Annotated in this window: 22 protein-coding genes; 17 read left to right on the top strand and 5 right to left on the bottom strand. The window is 47.1% G+C overall.

Features of this window, described 5'->3' with window-relative positions; translation table 11 throughout:
* Positions 1-66: 66 nt before the first annotated feature.
* From MCG98_RS00370 to MCG98_RS00330, 9 genes are all read left to right on the top strand, one after another.
* Entirely contained in the window at positions 67-2208 is a 2142-nt protein-coding gene (locus MCG98_RS00370) for a Tex family protein (protein ID WP_240299895.1), read from the top strand.
* Between the two features lie 12 nt (positions 2209-2220).
* A complete protein-coding gene (locus MCG98_RS00365) occupies positions 2221-2826 on the top strand; it encodes an NUDIX hydrolase (RefSeq protein WP_240299894.1) in 606 nt (201 codons plus the stop codon).
* A gap of 43 nt (positions 2827-2869) precedes the next feature.
* Positions 2870-4603 carry a S8 family peptidase gene (locus MCG98_RS00360; protein WP_240299893.1) on the top strand — a complete coding sequence of 578 codons (1734 nt, stop codon included), beginning with the start codon at positions 2870-2872 and terminating at the stop codon, positions 4601-4603.
* A gap of 93 nt (positions 4604-4696) precedes the next feature.
* A complete protein-coding gene (locus MCG98_RS00355; RefSeq protein ID WP_240299892.1) occupies positions 4697-5242 on the top strand; it encodes a hypothetical protein in 546 nt (181 codons plus the stop codon).
* 25 nt (positions 5243-5267) lie between these two features.
* On the top strand, positions 5268-5915 hold the full coding sequence (locus tag MCG98_RS00350) for a response regulator transcription factor (protein ID WP_240299891.1): 648 nt from the start codon (positions 5268-5270) through the stop codon (positions 5913-5915).
* Between the two features lie 2 nt (positions 5916-5917).
* Positions 5918-7057, top strand: coding sequence for a HAMP domain-containing sensor histidine kinase (locus tag MCG98_RS00345; RefSeq protein ID WP_240299890.1), 1140 nt, complete (start codon positions 5918-5920; stop codon positions 7055-7057).
* A 36-nt stretch (positions 7058-7093) separates the two neighbouring features.
* Positions 7094-8095 (top strand): sodium-dependent transporter, encoded by a 1002-nt coding sequence (locus MCG98_RS00340; RefSeq protein ID WP_240299889.1) that lies wholly within the window; start codon positions 7094-7096, stop codon positions 8093-8095.
* A gap of 98 nt (positions 8096-8193) precedes the next feature.
* Positions 8194-8874, top strand: a complete 681-nt coding sequence (locus MCG98_RS00335) for an HAD family phosphatase (RefSeq protein ID WP_240299888.1) — start codon at positions 8194-8196, stop codon at positions 8872-8874.
* A gap of 10 nt (positions 8875-8884) precedes the next feature.
* Positions 8885-9607: a DUF5131 family protein gene (locus tag MCG98_RS00330; protein ID WP_240299887.1), complete on the top strand. Its 723-nt coding sequence runs from the start codon at positions 8885-8887 to the stop codon at positions 9605-9607.
* A 73-nt stretch (positions 9608-9680) separates the two neighbouring features.
* Here the strand turns inward: MCG98_RS00330 and MCG98_RS00325 are convergent, their stop codons facing one another.
* On the bottom strand, positions 9681-10673 hold the full coding sequence (locus MCG98_RS00325) for an ABC transporter substrate-binding protein (protein ID WP_240299886.1): 993 nt from the start codon (positions 10671-10673) through the stop codon (positions 9681-9683).
* A 155-nt stretch (positions 10674-10828) separates the two neighbouring features.
* Between MCG98_RS00325 and proC the strand changes: the two genes are divergently transcribed.
* The gene (gene proC, locus MCG98_RS00320) at positions 10829-11623 is read left to right on the top strand and encodes a pyrroline-5-carboxylate reductase (protein ID WP_240299885.1); all 795 of its coding nucleotides are present in this window, start codon (positions 10829-10831) and stop codon (positions 11621-11623) included.
* Here the strand turns inward: proC and MCG98_RS00315 are convergent.
* The 4 genes from MCG98_RS00315 to MCG98_RS00300 all read right to left on the bottom strand — a co-directional run bounded on the left by MCG98_RS00315 (position 11618) and on the right by MCG98_RS00300 (position 13404).
* Positions 11618-11860: a helix-turn-helix transcriptional regulator gene (locus MCG98_RS00315; protein ID WP_240299884.1), complete on the bottom strand. Its 243-nt coding sequence runs from the start codon at positions 11858-11860 to the stop codon at positions 11618-11620. The genes proC and MCG98_RS00315 overlap by 6 nt on opposite strands.
* Before the next feature lie 200 nt (positions 11861-12060).
* Positions 12061-12300: a helix-turn-helix transcriptional regulator gene (locus MCG98_RS00310; RefSeq protein WP_240299883.1), complete on the bottom strand. Its 240-nt coding sequence runs from the start codon at positions 12298-12300 to the stop codon at positions 12061-12063.
* 182 nt (positions 12301-12482) lie between these two features.
* Positions 12483-12935: a CYTH domain-containing protein gene (locus MCG98_RS00305; protein WP_240299882.1), complete on the bottom strand. Its 453-nt coding sequence runs from the start codon at positions 12933-12935 to the stop codon at positions 12483-12485.
* Between the two features lie 124 nt (positions 12936-13059).
* Positions 13060-13404 (bottom strand): helix-turn-helix transcriptional regulator, encoded by a 345-nt coding sequence (locus MCG98_RS00300; protein ID WP_240299881.1) that lies wholly within the window; start codon positions 13402-13404, stop codon positions 13060-13062.
* A 162-nt stretch (positions 13405-13566) separates the two neighbouring features.
* On the opposite strand from MCG98_RS00300, the gene MCG98_RS00295 reads away from it, so the two are divergent.
* From MCG98_RS00295 to yihA, 7 genes are all read left to right on the top strand, one after another.
* Positions 13567-13776 carry a hypothetical protein gene (locus MCG98_RS00295; RefSeq protein WP_240299880.1) on the top strand — a complete coding sequence of 70 codons (210 nt, stop codon included), beginning with the start codon at positions 13567-13569 and terminating at the stop codon, positions 13774-13776.
* A 130-nt stretch (positions 13777-13906) separates the two neighbouring features.
* Positions 13907-14458 carry a DJ-1 family glyoxalase III gene (locus tag MCG98_RS00290; protein ID WP_240299879.1) on the top strand — a complete coding sequence of 184 codons (552 nt, stop codon included), beginning with the start codon at positions 13907-13909 and terminating at the stop codon, positions 14456-14458.
* Positions 14459-14608: 150 nt separating this feature from the next.
* A complete protein-coding gene (tig, locus tag MCG98_RS00285; protein WP_240299878.1) occupies positions 14609-15895 on the top strand; it encodes a trigger factor in 1287 nt (428 codons plus the stop codon).
* A 28-nt stretch (positions 15896-15923) separates the two neighbouring features.
* Positions 15924-16505 carry an ATP-dependent Clp endopeptidase proteolytic subunit ClpP gene (gene clpP, locus MCG98_RS00280; RefSeq protein ID WP_028530486.1) on the top strand — a complete coding sequence of 194 codons (582 nt, stop codon included), beginning with the start codon at positions 15924-15926 and terminating at the stop codon, positions 16503-16505.
* Positions 16506-16594: 89 nt separating this feature from the next.
* Positions 16595-17887 (top strand): ATP-dependent Clp protease ATP-binding subunit ClpX, encoded by a 1293-nt coding sequence (gene clpX, locus MCG98_RS00275; RefSeq protein ID WP_240299877.1) that lies wholly within the window; start codon positions 16595-16597, stop codon positions 17885-17887.
* Positions 17888-17940: 53 nt separating this feature from the next.
* Positions 17941-20256: an endopeptidase La gene (gene lon / locus MCG98_RS00270; RefSeq protein WP_240299876.1), complete on the top strand. Its 2316-nt coding sequence runs from the start codon at positions 17941-17943 to the stop codon at positions 20254-20256.
* Positions 20257-20265: 9 nt separating this feature from the next.
* A complete protein-coding gene (yihA, locus tag MCG98_RS00265; protein WP_240299875.1) occupies positions 20266-20865 on the top strand; it encodes a ribosome biogenesis GTP-binding protein YihA/YsxC in 600 nt (199 codons plus the stop codon).
* Positions 20866-20891 lie beyond the last annotated feature (26 nt).

Raw genomic sequence — 20891 nt, 5'->3', positions numbered from 1 at the left:
CAACAAGTATTGACAAATTGAAATGGGGTTGATAAGGTTATCATAGCAAAAATCAGGAGGAATCATATGGAAATTAATCAGGCGCTCGGCGAAGAGCTGAATATAAAAAGATCACAGGTGGATGCGGCAGTGAAGCTGATCGATGAGGGGAATACGATACCCTTTATCGCCAGATACCGAAAAGAGATGACAGGTTCCCTGGATGATGAGGTTTTGAGAAACCTGTATGAACGTCTGATGTATCTGCGCAATCTGAATGACAAAAAACAGCAGGTTATCACTACGATCGGTGAACAGGGAAAACTGACGGAGGAATTGAAAAAGGCTGTTCAGGATGCCAAAACGCTGGTGGAGGTGGAAGACCTCTATCGCCCATATCGGCCCAAAAGAAGGACGAGAGCGATCATCGCGAAAGAAAAGGGGCTGGAACCGCTCGCTGCTGTGATTACACTTCAGATGACGACGCGTCCCATCACAGATGAGGCTAAGGCTTTTCTGGCGGAGGAGAAAGAGGTCTTTACTGTGGAGGAAGCCATTGCCGGTGCCTCTGACATCATCGCGGAGAACATTTCAGATAATGCAGATTTCCGCAGTCACATCAGAAGTGTGACCATGAAAAAGGGATTGATAACATCTTCTGCAAAGGATGATAAATGCGAATCGGTCTATGAGATGTATTATCAGTTTGAAGAACCGGTTTCTAAGATTGCGGGGCACCGGATTCTGGCGCTGAACCGGGGAGAAAAGGAAAAGATTCTGACAGTAAAGATCGAAGCTCCTGAGGACGATATCCTGCGTTACCTGGAGAAAAGGACAATCAGAAAGGATAATCCTTATACAACGCCGATCCTGAGAGCTGCTGTGGAGGACAGTTACCGCCGTCTGATCGCGCCGGCGATCGAGAGGGAAATCCGCAGTGAACTTACGGAAAAGGCGGAGGACGGCGCCATCAAAGTGTTTGGTAAGAATCTGGGACAGCTGCTGATGCAGCCGCCGATCACCGGGCAGGTTGTGCTTGGATGGGACCCTGCATTCAGGACCGGGTGTAAGCTTGCCGTTGTGGATGCGACCGGGAAGGTGCTTGACACGGCAGTAATCTATCCGACGGCACCCACGACGAAGGAAAAGCAGAGGGCAGCCAAAGATGTTTTGAAAAAGATGATCCGCCAGTATGGTGTAACATTGATCTCTGTCGGCAACGGAACGGCATCAAGAGAATCCGAGCAGTTTATTGTTGACCTGCTGAAGGAAATTCCCGGGAAGGTTCAGTATGTCATAACAAATGAGGCCGGTGCTTCCGTGTATTCTGCCAGCAAGCTGGCGACGGAAGAATTTCCAAATTTTGACGTGGGTCAGCGAAGCGCGGCATCCATAGCGCGGCGTGTGCAGGATCCGCTTGCAGAGCTTGTGAAGATCGATCCCAAAGCAATCGGAGTCGGCCAGTATCAGCACGATATGAACCAGAAAAAACTGGGTGAGGCGCTTGGCGGCGTCGTGGAAGACTGTGTGAACCGGGTCGGTGTCGACCTGAACACGGCCTCTGCACCTTTGCTGGAATATATATCAGGTGTTACGAAGGTTATTGCAAAGAATATTGTAATCTACCGGGAGGAGAACGGAAAGTTCAAAAGCAGGAAAGAGCTTTTGAAGGTGGCTAAACTTGGACCGAAGGCTTATGAGCAGTGTGCAGGCTTTATGCGCATTAATGGAGGAAAACAACCGCTGGATGCCACGAGCATCCACCCGGAAAGCTATCAGGCTGCAGAAAACCTTCTGCAGGAGCTGGGATATGATCCAGGATGGATTCTGGAGCCGGGCGCTAAGAACATTGCGGTCGGTGATTATAAAAAGCTGGCCGGTAAGCTGGGAGTGGGTGAGCCCACGCTGCACGATATTGTAAAAGAACTCTGCAAACCGGGACGTGATCCCAGGGAGGACATGCCTCTTCCGATACTGCGCTCTGATGTTATGGAAATGAAAGATCTGAAGGAAGGTATGGTATTAAAAGGGACTGTGAGAAATGTCATTGACTTTGGTGCTTTTGTGGATATAGGAGTTCATCAGGACGGACTGGTCCATATATCACAGATGACAGACAGGTTTATCAAGCATCCGCTGGAAGCAGTCAGTGTAGGGGATGTGGTAGAAGTCAAAGTGCTTGGAGTGGATATGGCAAAGAAGAGAATCAGCCTGACGATGAAACTCTAGGGGAGAAAGACGATGGGAAAAATAAAGGAAATTCATGCAAAGACGGCTAATCCGCACGTCAATCTGTATGAACTGAAGGCAATTAATAAAAATGGCAGGGATTTTAGATATTACGTAGCTTCGAGGGCTAAAAGTAAGGAAACTCTGAAGCTGAATACACATAAGAATCCGCCGGACGGTGTTGTGATATTTTCGGTGGTCAGAGGCAATACGGACCGTGTTGTGCTGATCAGGCAATACCGCTATGCCCTGGATGATTATATCTATGAGTTTCCGGCGGGACTTGTCGATGAGGGCGAAGATTACCATACAGCGGCGGTTCGGGAGCTGAAAGAAGAGACCGGGCTTAAACTTGAGCCGATCACATCGGCAGGAGATTTTGAACGCCCGTTTTTTACAACGATCGGTATGACGGATGAATCCTGTGCAACGGTATACGGGTATGCACAGGGAGAGGCAAGCGGCCGGTACCTTGAACCAAATGAGGAGATAGAAGTTGTCCTTGCTGACCGGACAGAGGTTTTGAGGATTCTGAAGGAAGAAAATGTCGCGATCATGTGTGCATATCAGCTGATGCATTTTCTGCACGATGAGGAACCGTTTGGATTTCTTGGATAATCTGTGGAGGCTGCTCATACAATAATAAAAAACGGACATTGTGATGAGCGATCAAAAACTTGAAAATCTTTTAAATCTTGCACTGGAAGCGACGCCGAAAGAGCGGGAAGAATCGCTGGAACTGGATGTGGGATACGATGCCGAGGAACGCACATGGGACTTGATCGTCCGCTATTCGGGAGCGCCGGAAGAACTTGCTGATGAGGTGATATCTTTTACACCTCTTCTGAACAATTACGCGATTGTTACCATTCGCCAGTCCAGACTCGAGGAATTCTCGCGTAATCCGGCTGTAGAATATATCGAGAAACCAAAACGCCTGTACTTTGCACTGGACCAGGCACGGACAGCCAGTTGTGTCAATCGTGTGCAGACAGGAATGTTTGATTTGTTTGGAGAAGGAATCTGGGTGGCCTGTATTGATTCAGGAATTGATTACAGCCACCCGGATTTTTTGAATTCTGACGGAACGACCCGGATACAGTATCTATGGGATCAGACGATCTCAGGAAATCCGCCCCAGGGGTACAATCTGGGGACTGAATATACCAAAGAAGATATCGACAGGGCGCTTCGCGCCGGGACACCGGCAGAAAGACAGGAGATCGTCCCGAGCAGAGATACGAGCGGACACGGCACTTCAGTTATGGGGATTGCGGCCGGAAATGGTGCAGCTAGCCGCGGCATCTACCGGGGCGTGGCACCGAGGAGCGGTTTGATCGTGGTAAAACTGGGGGCTCCTGCCAGCGATGGGTTTCCAAGGACCACAGAACTGATGCAGGCTGTCGATTATGTGATAAAACTTGCCTATGCAAACCGTATGCCGGTAGCTGTAAACCTGAGTTTCGGTAACGCGTATGGATCTCACAGCGGAGATTCACTGATAGAAACTTATCTGGATGCAGTGTCCGGTGTCGGGCGCAATGTCATCAGTGTCGGAACGGGAAACGACGCGGCGCTTGGCGGACATACATCCGGGGTGCTGACAGAAGGTGTTGTGCGGGATGTTCAGCTGGGAATTGGTACATACGAGAAAGCGCTCAGTGTTCAGATCTGGAAACAATATGAGGATGAAGTCGATATTGTCCTGGTACATCCCGGCGGAACATCCTTCGGTCCCATCCGGGCTGCACAGGAAGCACAGCGGCTGAATTTTCCAAATACGCAGGTCCTGTTTTATTACGGGGAGCCGAACCCTTACAGCCCCGCTCAGGAGATTTATCTGGATTTTCTGCCCAGGGATGACTATCTGGACAGCGGAGTCTGGACGATCCGGCTGGTTCCCAGAAGGATCGTCCAGGGCAATTACGATATGTGGCTGCCGGGCGGGCAGGTGATCGGAGCTGCGACGCGTTTTTATGAACCAACACCGGAAACAACGCTTACAATACCGTCCACAGCCCAGCGGGTGATCGCGGTCGGGGCGTATGATTCCAGACTGCTGTCTTATGCCGGGTTCTCAGGACGAGGTTACACCAGGGTGACAAACCAGGTAAAGCCCATACTTGTCGCACCTGGCGTCAATATCATGGCCCCTCAGACTGGAGGTGGATACCACAGCGTTACGGGGACATCATTTGCAACACCGTTTGTGACAGGGGCAAGTGCCCTGCTGATGGAATGGGGGATCGTGCGGAGAAATGACCCCTATCTCTACAGCGAAAAGGTTAAGGCATATCTGATCAGGGGTGCTAAGGAGCTGCCGGGGTTTGAAAGCTTCCCGAACCCCCAGGTCGGGTATGGCGCGCTGTGCGTGCGGGATAGCCTTCCGGTGTAAAAATATTTAAAAAAATAGTTTTGGGTTTCTGTTACAACTTGGAAACAACCGCCTCCTATAATAAGCCTATAACAAGAGCAGGGAGGATGTAAAATGCGAAAGGGAAAAATGAGAGGAAACAGGGTAATCATGATATCTGCGGTGACGGCGTTTGCCATAACGCTGGCGACGGGAGGGATTCTGGCATTTGCGCAGCAGAACACACAGAATGAAATTCTGGAAAAGTCGCAGCAGGAACTTCAGGCTGAAATGGAGGAGCAGGATCTCTGGACTCCTTCTGGCCAGGACTCCCTGTATAAGAATTCTCAGTATGTGGCGGAGGAGATTCTCAGGCAGGTCTGTGATAAGTATGGATTGGATTATGACACGGTTACGCTTGGGGAAGTCAGCAGAGAGGCATTCAACTACGAGTATGCACTGAAAGTAAAAAGTACTGAGGGGGAAAAGACCATGCAGGAGCTGGCGACCGACATCGGAGATATCTACGCGTTTGAAGTAGAGAGCGCTAAGGCTATCATCGATGAAGTGTGTGAAGCGGGCGACCTGGATGCTGCATCGGCGCGGGTACAGGATCTGAGCGTAGAACAGCTGATAGAGGTTCAGGAACGGGCGTATGAGACTTCGGACCATCCGAAATGAATAAAAAGAGACGGGGGAGAAAGAGTTGGCTGACATACTGATCGTGGAGGACGAACCGGGGATCAATGAACTGATGCGCAGGACACTCGAAATGGTAGGACACAGGAGCTTCCAGGCTTTTACAGGCCTTGAGGCTCTGAAACTTATTGAACGGCACACGGTTGATCTCGTACTTCTGGATATCAATCTGCCGGATGGGAGCGGATTCGGACTGATCCGGCAGTTTGAAAAACTGCCGGTCATCTACGTGACTGCGCGGGGAGAGGTTCAGGACAAGGTAAAAGGGCTGTACAGCGGTGCGCAGGACTATATTGTGAAGCCGTTTGACGTGGAAGAACTTCTGGCGAGAGTACAGGTTGTACTCAGGCGTTTTCACAAAGAAACTGTGGTATACCGGGTCGGAGATGTGGAAATCAACATACAGACCCGCACAGTTACTGCAGCGGGTGAGAAAGAAGAACTGACCAGCCGGGAATTTGAGCTGTTGAAAGCGCTTGTTCAAAACCAAAACATTGCTTTATCCAGAGAACGGCTGCTGGAAATGGCATGGGGCATGGACTATGAAGGGGAAGAACGGACTGTGGATGTGCATATTCAAAGACTGCGTAAAAAACTGCATCTGGAAGATATGATACGTACGGTTTTTAAATATGGCTACCGCCTGGAGATTTGATCATGCAGATATGGAAAAAGAATTTTATAGTCACTTTCCTTTTGTTTGTGTTAATTATCAATGCGGGGACTTTTTTTCTGGTGGCGGCTGTTCACAGAAATGAATTCCAGAAGGAGACCGACAGCGCTGTGATGGAGGCACATAATATAGGTACTGCAGCTGCGGCGCTGTCGGGTTTTGAGGCGGGGGCGGGACGAACCGCCCAGATGGGTATCAAATACCGGGAGAATGGGACCTATATACAGATTCGGGAGCAGGATACAGAGGCGGGACGGGAAGTTATCAATATGCTTCCGTTTCAGGTGGAATACACGGGCGAAAAACGAGTCTGGAAGCAGAAAATTGAAGGACGCTGTTTTCTGGGGATTGAAAATTCGGTGTATGATAATGGGATAAAACTTTACATCTTGTCATTGAGGGACATAACAAGGCTCTGCAGAAACCAGAATTCCCGGATATGGGGTTCGGCTCTGGCGGCGCTTTTGCTTTCTGACGGAATCGGCATGTTTTTGTATACTACAATGCGCAGAATATACCGTCCGGTAAACAACATTGCGCACGAACTGCGGACTCCGCTCACTAACATACAGGGATATGCACAGTATTTGAAAGCGGGCAAGCTGAACCCGGAGGATATTTTTTTTGCGGGACAACAGATCGAACAGGATGCCAGAAATCTGAGAGATATCGTGGACAAGCTGCTGATCATGGGAAGTGTGAGAGAAGGGGAAATAAAGACGGAGTCTGTTTCTTCGGACGAGCTTTTGACCGAGCTGAAAAAAAGGTATCCGACAGTCAGAATGAACTGCAGGACGGAGAGGATTACAGGAGACAAAACATTGCTTTTGTGTCTGATGGATAATCTGCTCTCCAATGCAGTAAGAGCAGGAACCCAGGCGGAACTAACTCTGGAGAAACACAAAATCATCGTGAAGAATGACGGGCCCCCCATAGACGGCAGAAAACTGGCAGCACTGAACCGGGACATCAGACTTGCAAAGAATGAGGTAGAGGGAAATGGTTTCGGAGTTTCCCTGTGTCATGAGATCGCCAGACTCCACAAAGCCAGGCTGAAATTCGAGTCAGATGACCGCAGCGGAACTGTCGTAACCATGTATTGCTCTGGCGCTTTAAAACGTTAATCTTTGTGTTTGATAAAGAATTGGGTTTTTGTTACAATGAAAAAATCAAACGTAGGGAGGAACTTCATAGTGAATGGGAGAGAACAGTTTAAGTCGCGGCTGGGATTTTTGCTGCTGTCGGCGGGGTGCGCGATCGGTATAGGAAATGTCTGGAGATTTCCGTATGTGGTAGGTCAAAATGGAGGAGGAATCTTTGTTTTGTTCTATCTTTTGTTTCTGGTGATCATGGGTGTGCCGATTCTGAGCATGGAATTTGCCGTCGGGCGCGCCAGCAAAAAAAGTCCGGTGAGGGCGATCGGAGACGGCAATATGCTTCTCGGGCTTTTCAGCGTCATAGTGGCGGCGATGAACCAGTCATTTTTCACACTGAGTCTTGGAATCGGTGCGATGGCGATTTTTGGAAGCTATCTGGGCAAAGATAAGCGACTGCTGGGAGAGGCAGTCAATGTTGCAGTACTGGATACATTTGTGGCGATAGTTGCAGGACTGATCATCTTTCCGGCGTGTTTTGCGTTTGGAGTCAGCCCGGACAGCGGACCGAGTCTTATCTTCATCACGCTGCCGAATGTATTTCTTGAGATGGCAGGCGGAAGGATATGGGGGACATTGTTTTTCCTGTTTATGTCTTTTGCGGCATTCTCAACAGTCATTGCCGTATTTGAAAATATCATTGCCTGCTGCATGGAAATGTGGAACATTGACAGGAAAAAGGTTGCGGCGATCAATCTGGTGCTGATTATACTGCTTTCGCTGCCGTGTGCTCTGGGGTATAATGTGCTGAGTGCAATTCAGCCGCTTGGGGAGGGCAGTGCGATTCTGGATCTGGAGGATTTTATTGTCAGCAATGTACTGCTCCCACTTGGGTCACTTGTCTATCTGGTCTTCTGTACCTGGAAATGGGGCTGGGGATTCAAGAATTATCAGGTGGAAGCCAATCAGGGAAGCGGCCTGTCGGTGCCGGGATGGCTCAGGGGGTATGTGACCTATGTGCTGCCGGTGCTGGTGCTTGCGCTGTTTTTGCAGGGTATATTGCGCTGAATAAATAACGGGGGTGTCTGCGGGGGCAGGTGCGGTGATGGGGAGAATCTCGCGGTGCGGGATTCTCCCCTGCCTTATAAAAAAAGAAGGGGATGCACATGGGAAGAAAAAGGATAGAAGCGGTTGTGTTTGACATGGATGGGCTGATGTTTGGCAGCGAACGGATCGTACAGTATTCGTGGGATATTGTTGGCGAGAGGATGGGGTATGGAAAGCTGGGGCACCATATCTACCATACAATGGGGCTGAATGTAGTAAAGAGGGAAGCGTATTTTAAAGAGAATTTCGGAGAAGAGTTTCCATTTGCGCAGTTCTGCGATGAATACCGCGGGGTATTTCAGGCGTATGTGGATGAGAAAGGGCTGCCGGTGAAGAAGGGGCTCTATGAACTGCTCGGGTTTTTGAAAGCACAGAACATCAAACGGGCAGTGGCGACCTCCTCCAGCCATGACCGCACGCTAAAAAATCTGATTGGAGCTGGGGTTCTGGAGGATTTTCAGGCTGTGATCACAGGGGGGATGGTGACGGAGGCAAAGCCGTCACCCGAGATCTACCTGAAAGCATGTAAGGCCCTTGAGACGCCGCCTGGACGTGCGCTTGCGCTGGAAGACTCTTATAACGGCATCCGGTCAGCGTATCATGCCGGTATGACAGTGGTGATGATCCCGGATCTGCTCACGGATTCATCGCCTGTGGATGATCTGCTGGATGCGAAACTGAAGACGTTGTCAGAAGTGGCTGGCTGGATGGGCATTGTACCGATAAAATCCGAACAATAAGGAGGAGCCTATGAACTGGGAGCCGTGGACTGGCTGTTATAAAATAAGTGATGGCTGCACAAATTGTTATTTTTATGGGCCACATGCAAAACGCTGTGGACAGAATACGATTCAAAAGACGGATAAATTTGACTGGCCAATCAGAATGAATAAAAAAGGTGAATACAACATTAAAGGAAACAAAATCCTTGCAACATGTTTTGCAACTGATTTTTTTCTTCCCGAAGCGGACGAATGGCGTAAGGATGCCTGGTCTATCATCAGGCAGAGAACAGATATAGAGTTTTTGATTTTGACAAAGCGGATAGACCGTTTCCCTGTATCGCTTCCGTCTGACTGGGGCACAGGATATGACAATGTGAATATTGGATGCACCGTCGAAAATCAGGAATTGGCCGATTATAGACTTCCCTTATTCTTATCATATCCGATAAAGCGACGTTTTATTGCGTGTGCCCCTCTTCTGGAAGCGATAGATTTAACACCGTATCTTCAGGGGGTAGAGCACGTTACGGTTGGCGGTGAAACGGGGAGGGAAGCCCGCATATGCAAATATGAGTGGGTACTTAATATCCGTGAGCAATGTGTAAAGGCAAATGTAACATTCTGGTTTAAGAATACAGGTTCGCTTTTTCAGCACAATGGCACAGTGGAAAAAATAAATCCATTCAAGCAAACCGGTATGGCGAAAGAACTTGGCATCGATATTTCAGATGGGAAAAGACTGTTTTAATCTCTTTGACAGGAAGAGAAAACCGGAAAGACCCGAAGCAGTCAACGGGTTTTTCCGGCGGATAAAAATACGTCTACTCAGCAGCTTTCTCGGCATAAGCTGTGGTAACCAAATCGTCATAAGAAGCACGGCTGTCAAGTTCTCCTGCAGTTTCCAGAATATCCTGCAGCAGATCAAAACTTTTTTCTTCAAAAATAAGATTGTCTTTCCAGGTTTCCTGATCCTTATAACGTTTTATGATAGTGGTCAGTGTATCCAGGTCTGTTTCTTTGAACTGTGGTTCTATAACCCCGGCAATTTCCTCGGCAGAATGAGAGTTTACATAATCCATTCCCTTCTGCATGGCATCGGTGAATTTCTGGATGATTTCCGGATTCTTTTCCATATAGCTGCCTTTGGCACTGTAAGCGGTATAAGGAACGTAACCGGAATCCACACCTAAGGAAGCAACCACATACCCGGCACCTTCCTGCTCCAGGAGAGTTGCGCCCGGTTCGAACTCAACGGTGAAATCAGCCTGACCGCCTGAAAAAGCGGCAGCGGTGGAACCGAAATCAATACTCTGATCAATATTCATATCATTTTCCGGGTCCAGACCATTTTGCTTCAGAATATACTCAAAAACCATCTGAGGCATTCCGCCTTTTCGCCCGCCCAAAATATCATGGCCTTTCAGGTCTGACCATTTAAAATCATCCATCGGCTCCCGTGCGACGAGGAAATTTCCGGCGCGCTGTGTTAGCTGGGCAAAATTGACAACGGGATCTTTTGCCCCTTCGAGGGAAGTGTAAATAGATGCTTCGGCGCCCATGAAACCAATGTCAGCTTCACCGGAGAGGACAGCAGCCATTGTTTTGTCCGCACCGTAACCAGTCACGAGTTCCAGGTCAAGCCCCTCTTCTGCGAAATAGCCATTTTCAATGGCGACATACTGAGGCGCATAGAAGATAGAATGGGCTACTTCGTTGAGCGTAACCCTGGTAAGTTTCTCATCCTTGCTGCAGCCGGACAGGAACACACCGCACAGCAGAAGGACTGTGACACAGGCGATCAGCCACTTTTTCATAACATACCTCCAACATAACTCTAATGATATAATATATTATAAAAAACTTCAAAAGGTGAAAGAGGTTTGAAAATTCATCTTGTCTCATGACCTGAATGCGAGTAGAATAAAACAAAAGTGAACCATATTGGATGATTGGAATGGAGGAGAAGATTATGAAACTGGGCTTTATCGGATGTGGAAATATGGGATCTGCCATTATGAATGGAATTTTAAACTGCAGGATGGTGACACCGGATGGGATTATGGTGTCAGATAAAAATGAGCAGGCCATCATGAAGGCAAAGCAGGAGAAGGGTGTGCTCACAACTGTGGACAACTGTACTGTGGTGGGGTTTGCCGATATTCTGTTTCTTGCGGTAAAACCGCAGTATTACGAGGATGTACTTACAGAGATCAAAGACGCACTCAGCGACAGGCAGATCGTAGTTTCCATTGCGCCGGGGAAAACGCTGGACTGGATGGGGGAACGACTGGGTGGTAATTGTAAAATCGTGCGAACCATGCCGAATACACCTGCCCTTGTCGGTGAAGGAATGACGGGGGCGTGCAGAAATAGGAATGTGACAGACCAGGAGATGGAAACCGTGCTGAACATCCTGAAAAGTTTTGGAAAGGCAGAGGTGATCCCTGAGAGTCTGATGGACGTCGTCGTATCAGTGAGCGGCAGTTCCCCGGCATATGTGTTCATGTTCATTGAGGCTATGGCAGACGCTGCAGTTGCTGACGGTATGCCAAGGGCACAGGCATATGAATTTGCGGCGCAGTCAGTGCTCGGAAGTGCAAAACTGATGATGGAGACCGGGAAACATCCGGGGGAACTAAAAGATATGGTCTGCTCCCCAGGAGGAACCACTATTGAGGCGGTACGAGTCCTGGAGAAGCAGGGGTTCAGAAGTTCTGTGATCGAGGCCATGAAAGCCTGCGTGAGAAAAGCAAAAGGATTATAATGCGTTGTCTCGGAAATCAAATAAATCCTTCATGGAGACGTCAAGTGCCTCTGCAATATCGAACAGCTTATTCAGAGAAATAGAAGTTTTTCCATTTGGCGCTTCGATGTTGCTCATATGCGTTCTGCTGATATGTACAGCTTCAGCAAGCTCCATCTGAGTCATACCTCTTACCTTCCGGTAGTAGGCGATGGTCAGACCTAACAGGCGAAGTTCATTCATTCGTTTGTAATCCATGTTGTCAAATCCCCTTTCCTGCAATCTATACCTATAGTGTAGACTTTTAAAAGGGAATGAAAACAAAGTAAAAGCGAGAGAATGCAATGTGTATATGTGCATAAGGCAAGGAAAAGGATAAATAAGATAAATAAAGCATGGCAAATACCAGGGGAAAGGTGGTTTTGCCATGCTTTGTTTCAAATTTTTCATAAATAGTTTCATATGTTGCTGCGGAAATCAAATAAATCCTTCATGGAGACATCAAGTGTCTCGGCGATATCGAACAGCTTATTCAGAGAAATAGAAGTTTTTCCGTTAGGCGCTTCAATGTTGCTCATATGTGTTCTGCTGATTTGCACGGCCTCAGCAAGGTCCATCTGAGTCATACCTCTTAACTTACGGTAATAGGCGATAGTAAGACCCAACAGGCGCAGCTCGTTCATTCGTTTGTAATCCATGTTGTCAAATCCCCTTTCCTGCAATCTATACTTAATAGTGTAGACATTTGAAAAGAAATAAAAACAAACTGAAACCATGTAATTGCAAACGATTAAATTGCATAATGCAATACATATAGTGAAAAAAACAAATAAAGCATGGCAAAATCTGAAAAATCAGAGGATTGCCATGCTTGATTCGTCTAAGTAGCATCAAACAGACTCAGCGTACTGTTTTGGTAACGTGAAGAATGAGTCACATCTTCGCCAAACCAATCCGGCGGCGTGAATGCTGCTGCTGCTTCTTCTGTGGGGAACTCTACCTCCGCGAGCTGAAGTGTTTCGTATGGAAAATCAAAGAAATCAAGTTCGATTTTCAAGCCATCAGCAAGTGGAATGAGGTAGCGTGTCTTGGAAAGTATGATGCCGTCAGCCTTTTTTCTCAGATGCAGATACGCGTCCTCTGTCAGGGGCAGGTTATACTCTTCGCGTGAAAGAAAGCCCTTTGACTTATACGTAAGGATGTATTCATTATTCTGTCTGCGTACTCTGACGACAGGATCTGTACAGAGATAAGCCTGTTCGATTTTCAGTGTCTGATATTCTGAGAGATTCTCCGGCAGAGACCGGATCAAAAATTTGCGTTCAATTTCCATGTGGCGGTACCTCCTTTAAAAGTAGTATACCACATTTAACCGGTAATATGAGAAAATTAAAGATAATGCAAATATATACATTGCAAATGCAAATAATTAATGATATAGTGGGAGTGACAAAAGTTCAATCTGACATTGATTTTTTGAATGCTATAAATTGCCGGATCTCTTTTTGAGACGATTCTGGCAGGGAGAGGTAGTCTGTTATAAGATCCGTGATAGCATAAGCGGTTGAGTCTGAAGACGTATCACCGGCAGAGCCGGTAATATCCTGAAGCAGATAATCAACAGTAACTTTGAAAATTGCTGCAATTTTGGAAAGCATCTCAATACTTGGTATGCGGTTTCCGTTTTCATAATTGGCATAAGACTGTCGCTGGATATTCAGTTTTCTTCCCATATCAGCCTGCGTGTAGCCATGGGCTTTGCGAAGAGTCTTCAAATTATGCTGCAATAATTCCGGCTGCATATAATACCTCCCTGTTTTTTGGCTATTATATCAAAGTGAGGTTTGGAATTCAGAGATAGCAACGAAATGAATATTTTATTGGGTAAAGTTAAATAAAAAGGCATCGATTCGTTGCTATTTTGTCCGCAATTTTGTATGTTAAACAGGAAAAGGGGGAATTTAATGGACGGGACACCAGACAAAAACCTGAGATCCGGGAAAAGCAGATCGCCCCTGCTGCATTCACACGGAAAAGTGGCAGTATTCACCGGACCGGCCGGTGTCAGGCATATTGAAAGTGCATTAGACATCAGTCCTGCAGAGGAAATGATGATGCTTAGATATAAGGAAGCGATAAGAAAAAAGATCATGAACAGAATCAAGTCGCTGTAGAACAAAGAGGATCCTGAATCCGGGATTCTTTTTTATTTTACAGAAAGTGGACTTGTCGGTACAGTTCTGATATAATTATACTGTTGGTTTCAAAACCGCATGGACCTAAATATGAATTGGAGGAGAGAAAATGGCAAAAGTATATATTTTTTTAGCAGATGGATTTGAAGAAGTGGAAGGCCTTACTACGGTAGATCTTTTACGAAGAGCAGAAATTGAAGTCGTAATGATCTCCATTATGGGGCGTCATGAAGTTACAGGCGCTAACGGGATTACTGTAAAAGCTGATAAATTATTTGAAGATATAGATGTGTCTGATGCAGACATGCTGATTCTGCCGGGAGGACAGCCGGGTACTACGAATCTGGGAGCGTACAAGCCGTTGACAGAGGTACTGCTTAAATGGAATGCAAAAGGCGGTAAGCTGGCCGCGATCTGTGCTGCACCTATGGTGTTCGGAGGCCTGGGACTGCTGAAAGGCAGGAGGGCAACTTGCTATCCGGGGTGTGAAGGCGGATTGGATGGGGCACATACGAGTGAAGAACGCGTTGTGACAGACGGAAACATTACCACAAGCCGCGGCGTCGGAACCGCTATTGCTTTTGGACTGGAACTGATTACCATTCTTGTAAATAGAGAGACTGCAGATACGATAAAATCATCGATCGTTTACGGGCATTGATCAGGGAATCAGAGAATTTTGAGTGGTACGCTCAAGATTTGCAAAAAGTACTGGAATTTTTTCGGGTCTTATGCTATACTACAAAAATGACTGTAAGTATGGAGAAGTGCAGATACTTTTCATATAGAGAACGAGGAGGAAAGCAGCAAAATGAGCGTACAGGTTGAAAATTTAGAGAAAAATATGGCAAAACTGACAATCGAGGTTTCAGCAGAAGAACTTGAAAAAGCTATTCAGGGAGCATACTTGAAACAGAAGAGCAAAATCAATATGCCGGGCTTCCGTAAAGGAAAAGCTCCGCGTGCGATGGTTGAAAAAATGTATGGCGTAGGTATCTTCTATGAGGATGCAGCAAACGCACTGATTCCTGAAGCATATTCCAAAGCAGTTGATGAGAGCGGTCTGGATATCGTATCCCAGCCTTCTGTCGATGTGGTACAGCTGGAAAGCGGGAAACCGTTTGTCTTTACGGCTGAAGTTGCAGTGAAACCGGAAGTAACTCTCGGAGAGTATAAAGGGCTCGAAGTTCCAAAAGCAGAGCTGGAAGTTTCCGAGGAAGATATTGCAGCCGAGCTGAAAAAAGAGCAGGAAGCAAATTCCCGTATTGTAGATGTAGATGACAGAGCTGTTGAAAACGGGGATACCGTAAAACTTGATTTTGAAGGTTTTGTGGACGGAGAGGCATTTGCCGGAGGAAAAGGTGATGACTACCCGCTGGTGATCGGATCCAATTCTTTTATTCCTGGTTTTGAAGAGCAGCTCATTGGTGTTAAAATCGGAGAGCCGGTTGACGTTAACGTAACATTTCCAGAGGAGTATCAGGCGGAAGAACTTGCGGGAAAGCCTGCAGTGTTTAAATGCAGGGTAAACAAAATCGAAATGAAAGAGCTTCCGGAACTGGATGATGATTTTGCAAAAGACGTTTCTGAATTTGATACACTGGAAGAATATAAGGCAGATATCAAAGAAAATCTTACGAAGAAAAAAGCAGAAGATGCAAAGCGGGCAAAAGAAGATGCTGCTGTAGGTAAGGCAGTTGAAAATGCTCAGATGGAGATACCGGAGCCGATGCTTGAGAATCAGGTAAATCAGATGATTGATGATTTTGCAAGAAGAATGCAGGCACAGGGACTTTCCATGGAGCAGTATGTACAGATCACAGGATCTACACCGGATATGATGAAAGAGCAGATGAAACCTCAGGCTATGCAGCGTATTCAGAGCAGACTGGTACTGGAAAAAATTGCAGAAGTAGAAAATATTCAGATCGCTGATGAAAGACTTGATGAAGAAATCGCAAAAATGGCAGAGATGTACAAGATGGAAGCGGATAAGTTAAAAGAACTGATGGGCGATTATGAAAAAGAGCAGATGAAGAAAGATATGGCTGTTCAGGAAGCAGTTACACTGATCGCTGAGGCAGCAAAAGAAGTTTAATATCTTTTTCGGTTAAGGAGAGTGTAGAATGAGTTTAGTACCTTATGTCATTGAACAGACCAGCCGCGGTGAACGGAACTATGATATCTATTCCCGCCTGCTGAAAGACAGGATTATTTTTCTCGGAGAAGAGGTCAATGATGTCACGGCAAGCCTTGTGGTGGCACAGCTGCTGTTTCTGGAGTCTGAGGACCCGGGAAAAGATGTTCAGCTGTATATCAACAGCCCGGGAGGATCCGTAACAGCGGGTATGGCAATTTATGACACGATGCAGTATATCAAGAGCGATGTTTCTACAATCTGTATCGGAATGGCTGCAAGTATGGGAGCATTCCTGCTTTCAGGCGGCACAAAAGGAAAACGTTTTGCGCTTCCGAATGCAGAGATCATGATTCACCAGCCTTCCGGCGGAGCTCAGGGACAGGCAACTGAGATTAATATCGTGGCAGAACACATTTTAAAAACACGCAGTAAATTAAATGCCATCCTGGCGCAGAACACGGGGCAGCCAATCGAGGTGATTGCAGCGGATACAGAAAGAGACAATTATATGTCTGCTGAAGAAGCAAAAGCGTACGGCCTGATTGACGGAGTGATCGCGAACAGATAAGGTATGAAATTGTATAAGACTCCTGCTTGCCCGGCGGGGGTCTTATGTGGCATTTACCCAAACATGGGTTTTGGAAAGGATAGAACAATATGGCAGTTAAAGGGGAAAGTAAAATCAGATGTTCCTTTTGCGGTAAATCAGAAGACCAGGTAAAGAAATTGATTGCAGGTCCGGACGGCGCTTATATCTGTGATGAGTGTATTGAAATCTGCGCGGAGATTATGGATGAGGAGCTGGAGCAGGACGAGGCTGAAGGCTATGACGGCATCAATCTGCTGAAACCGCAGGAAATGAAAGAGATTCTGGACGATTATGTGATTGGACAGGACCAGGCGAAAAAAGTACTTTCGGTCGCCGTATATAATCATTACAAGAGGGTGATGGCAGACAGCAGCACAGATATTGAACTGCAGAAAAGCAATATCCTGATGCTGGGACCTACGGGATCCGGCAAGACGCTGCTTGCGCAGACACTGGCAAGACTTTTGAATGTTCCGTTTGCCATCGCTGATGCGACGACGCTTACAGAAGCCGGTTACGTCGGAGAGGATGTTGAAAATATTCTTCTGAAGATCATACAGGCTGCAGATTACGATATTGAACGCGCACAGCATGGTATCATATATATTGACGAAATCGATAAAATCACAAGAAAATCTGAAAATGCTTCCATCACCAGAGACGTATCGGGTGAAGGTGTACAGCAGGCTCTTCTTAAAATTCTGGAAGGAACAGTAGCCAGTGTTCCGCCTCAGGGAGGCAGAAAACATCCGCATCAGGAGTTTATTCAAATTGATACGACCAATATCCTGTTTATCTGCGGAGGCGCCTTTGAAGGACTGGATAAGATCATAGAAACACGTCAGGATACAAAATCCATTGGATTCAACTCGGAAATAGCGAGTGAAAAGAAAAAAAGTATCGGAGAGGTGCTGCAGCATGTTATGCCGCAGGACTTCATAAAGTTCGGTCTGATTCCGGAATTTATCGGACGTGTGCCGGTTGTTGTCACACTGGATGCGCTTGATGAAAAAGCGTTGGTACGCATCCTGAAAGAGCCTAAAAACTCTCTTGTCAGACAGTATGAAAAGCTGTTGGAGATGGACGGAGTAGAGCTGGATTTCGATGAAAATGCGCTCGAAACGATAGCGATGAAAGCGATGGAACGGAAGACCGGTGCCAGAGGTCTGCGCTCTATTATGGAAAATACAATGATGGAGCTGATGTATCAGACACCGTCAGACAATACGATACGGAAATGTATTATAACGAAAGATGCGGTAGAGGGGAAAGGGGAGCCTATCATTACCAGAGGGGAGCCGTCTCTGCCAGCGCCAAAGAAGGCGCCTAAGAAACGCAGGGGAGCTTCGGTGACGGCGTAATGCAGGGAAGATTCTTGTAAGGTTCTTCTCCCGCAGCTGAATTGGAGGAGATTATGAACGAATTGATAAATGTGCTGCCGGCGATCGCATTGCGCGGCACGACTATTTTACCGGATATGATTGTGCATTTTGATATCAGCCGGGATAAATCAGTAAGGGCAGTGGAAGAGGCAATGCTGCGTGACCAGAATATTTTTCTGATCACGCAGAAAGATCCTTCGGTGGAGGAGCCGGGGGTACTGGACTTATATAAAGTAGGTACGATCGCTAAGATCAAGCAGGTGGTGAAACTGCCGAAACATGTCCTGCGTATCCTTGTAGAGGGGGTGGAACGTGCTGAACTGCTGGGCTTTGTTAATGACGATGCCTTTTTGGAAACAGAAGTGGCATGTTATGAGAAGTCAGAAAGTATACCAGTTTCCAATAATGCGAAAGAAGCAATGCTCCGCAATCTGAAAGAGCTTTTCCTGACGTTCTGTCAGGAGAATCAGAAGATCAGCGGTGAGCTTGCCACGCAGATTCTGGAAATGGAAGATCTGGAGAAAATGGTCGATCAGATCGCCATCAATCTTCCTCTGCCGTATGAACAGAGACAGAAGCTGCTGGAAGCAGTCACGCTTGCAGAGCGTTATGAGCTTCTGGGGATTCTGATGGCCAATGAAATTGAGATCATGCAGATACGCGGTGAACTGCAGGGGAAGATCAAGGAACGGATTGACAAAAATCAAAGAGAGTATATTTTGAGGGAGCAGCTGAAGCTGATCCGTGAAGAGCTCGGTGAGGATAACACTGTTTCGGATGCGGACCGTTTTACAGAGGCGGCTGAAAAATTGAAGGCCACCAAAGAAATTAAGGAAAAAATTCTGGAGGAGATCAAGCGTTTTCGCAGTGTCGGAAATAATTCTTCTGAGAGCTCCGTGATGCGCGGCTATATAGAGACACTTTTAAAAATGCCGTGGGATAAAGTTTCCAGAGACAATCAGAATATTGAAAAAGCCAAAGAGGTCCTTGAGCATGACCACTACGGGCTTGAAAAAGTCAAGGAGCGTATACTGGAGTTCCTTGCGGTACGTACTCTGACAAAAAAAGGCGAAAGTCCTATATTATGTCTGATCGGACCACCGGGAACCGGTAAAACTTCTATTGCACGTTCTGTTGCCAGGGCACTGAACAAAAAATATGTCCGAATCTGCCTGGGCGGTGTGAGAGATGAAGCTGAAATACGCGGCCACAGAAGGACATACGTGGGGGCTATGCCGGGAAGGATTGCTGTGGGACTGCAGCAGGCAGGCGTTAAAAACCCGCTGATGCTTCTCGATGAGATCGATAAGGTCAGCAGTGATTACAAGGGAGATACTGCTTCGGCGCTGCTGGAGGTGCTGGATTCCGAACAGAATAATAAATTTACAGACCATTACATTGAACTTCCACTTGATTTATCAGAAGTGCTGTTTATCGCGACCGCAAATGATATACAGACGATACCGCGTCCGCTGCTGGACCGTATGGAGATCATCGAGGTCAGCAGTTATACGGAAAATGAAAAGTTTCATATCGCGGTGGAACATCTGATACCAAAACAGATGAAAGCGCACGGATTGAAAGACGGTCAGCTGAAGATCAGTGATGGGGCGCTGGGTGCGATCATCAGCGGATATACAAAGGAGGCTGGCGTCAGGAGCCTGGAACGTAAGATCGGAGAAATCTGCAGAAAGACTGCGCGTAAAATCCTCGAGGAAAATCAGGAGAAGATTACGGTGACAGCAGACAATCTGGAAGAGTTTCTGGGACGTGAAAAATACAGCTTCCAGAAAAAGAATGATTCAGATGAAGTGGGGATCGTGCGCGGTCTTGCCTGGACAAGTGTCGGCGGCGATACGCTGCAGATTGAGGTCAATATCATGCCTGGAAAGGGTGACTTCCTGCTGACGGGGCAGCTGGGGGATGTGATGAAAGAATCCGCGCAGGCGGGCATCAGCTATATTCGATCAGTTGCTGCAGAATATGGGATTCCTGATGAGTTTTTCAAGGAAAATGATATACATATCCATATTCCGGAGGGCGCAGTTCCGAAGGACGGGCCTTCCGCTGGTATCACGATGACAACGGCAATGCTGTCTGCAATTACAGGGAAGCCGGTTCGGGCGGATGTGGCTATGACAGGGGAGATCACACTGCGCGGAAGGGTACTTCCGATCGGCGGCCTGAAAGAAAAACTTCTTGCCGCAAAGATCGCAGGCATACGCAAGGTGCTTGTCCCCGCGAAAAACAAACCGGATGTGGAAGAAATTCAGGAAGAGATCAAAGAAGGCCTGGAGATCGTGTTCGTTTCCCATATGAAGGAAGTGCTGGAGCATGCTCTGGCGTAGGAGAACAGTATGGTTATAAAAAATGTATCGCTTGATATTGTCTGTGGAATTACCAGCGTGCTGCCTGAAAATACAATGCCGGAGATTGCATTTGCGGGGAAGTCGAATGTGGGTAAATCATCCCTGATCAACGGTCTGATGAACCGCAAAGCGCTGGCGAGGACAAGTGCACAGCCGGGAAAAACGCAGACGATAAACTTTTATAATGTAAATGACGCGCTGTATCTTGTGGACCTGCCCGGGTATGGATATGCCAAAGTGTCTGTGGCAGTCAAGGAACAGTGGGGAAAGATGATCGAGCGTTACCTGCATCAGTCAAAAGTTTTGAAAGCAGTTTTTCTGCTGATCGATATCCGCCATGAGCCTTCTGCGAATGACAAGGCTATGTATGACTGGATCCTGCACAATGGATTTCAGCCGATCATCATTGCAACAAAGCTGGATAAACTGAAAAAGAGTCAGGTATCCAGACATATAAAAATGATAAAACAGGGACTTCAGGTAGTCGAAGGGACCCCGGTCGTTCCATTTTCAGCACAGACGAAGCAGGGACGGGACGAGATATGGGAACTGATCGAACTGTTTATGACGATGGAACGCGAGGAATAGAGACGTACAGCAGGATTCCGGCTATG

The organism is Ruminococcus sp. OA3 (assembly GCF_022440845.1).
Classification (GTDB): Bacteria; Bacillota; Clostridia; order Lachnospirales; family Lachnospiraceae; genus Ruminococcus_G.
The sequence above is the reverse complement of the archived record's forward strand: the minus strand, read 5'-3'. Positions and strand labels throughout refer to the sequence as shown.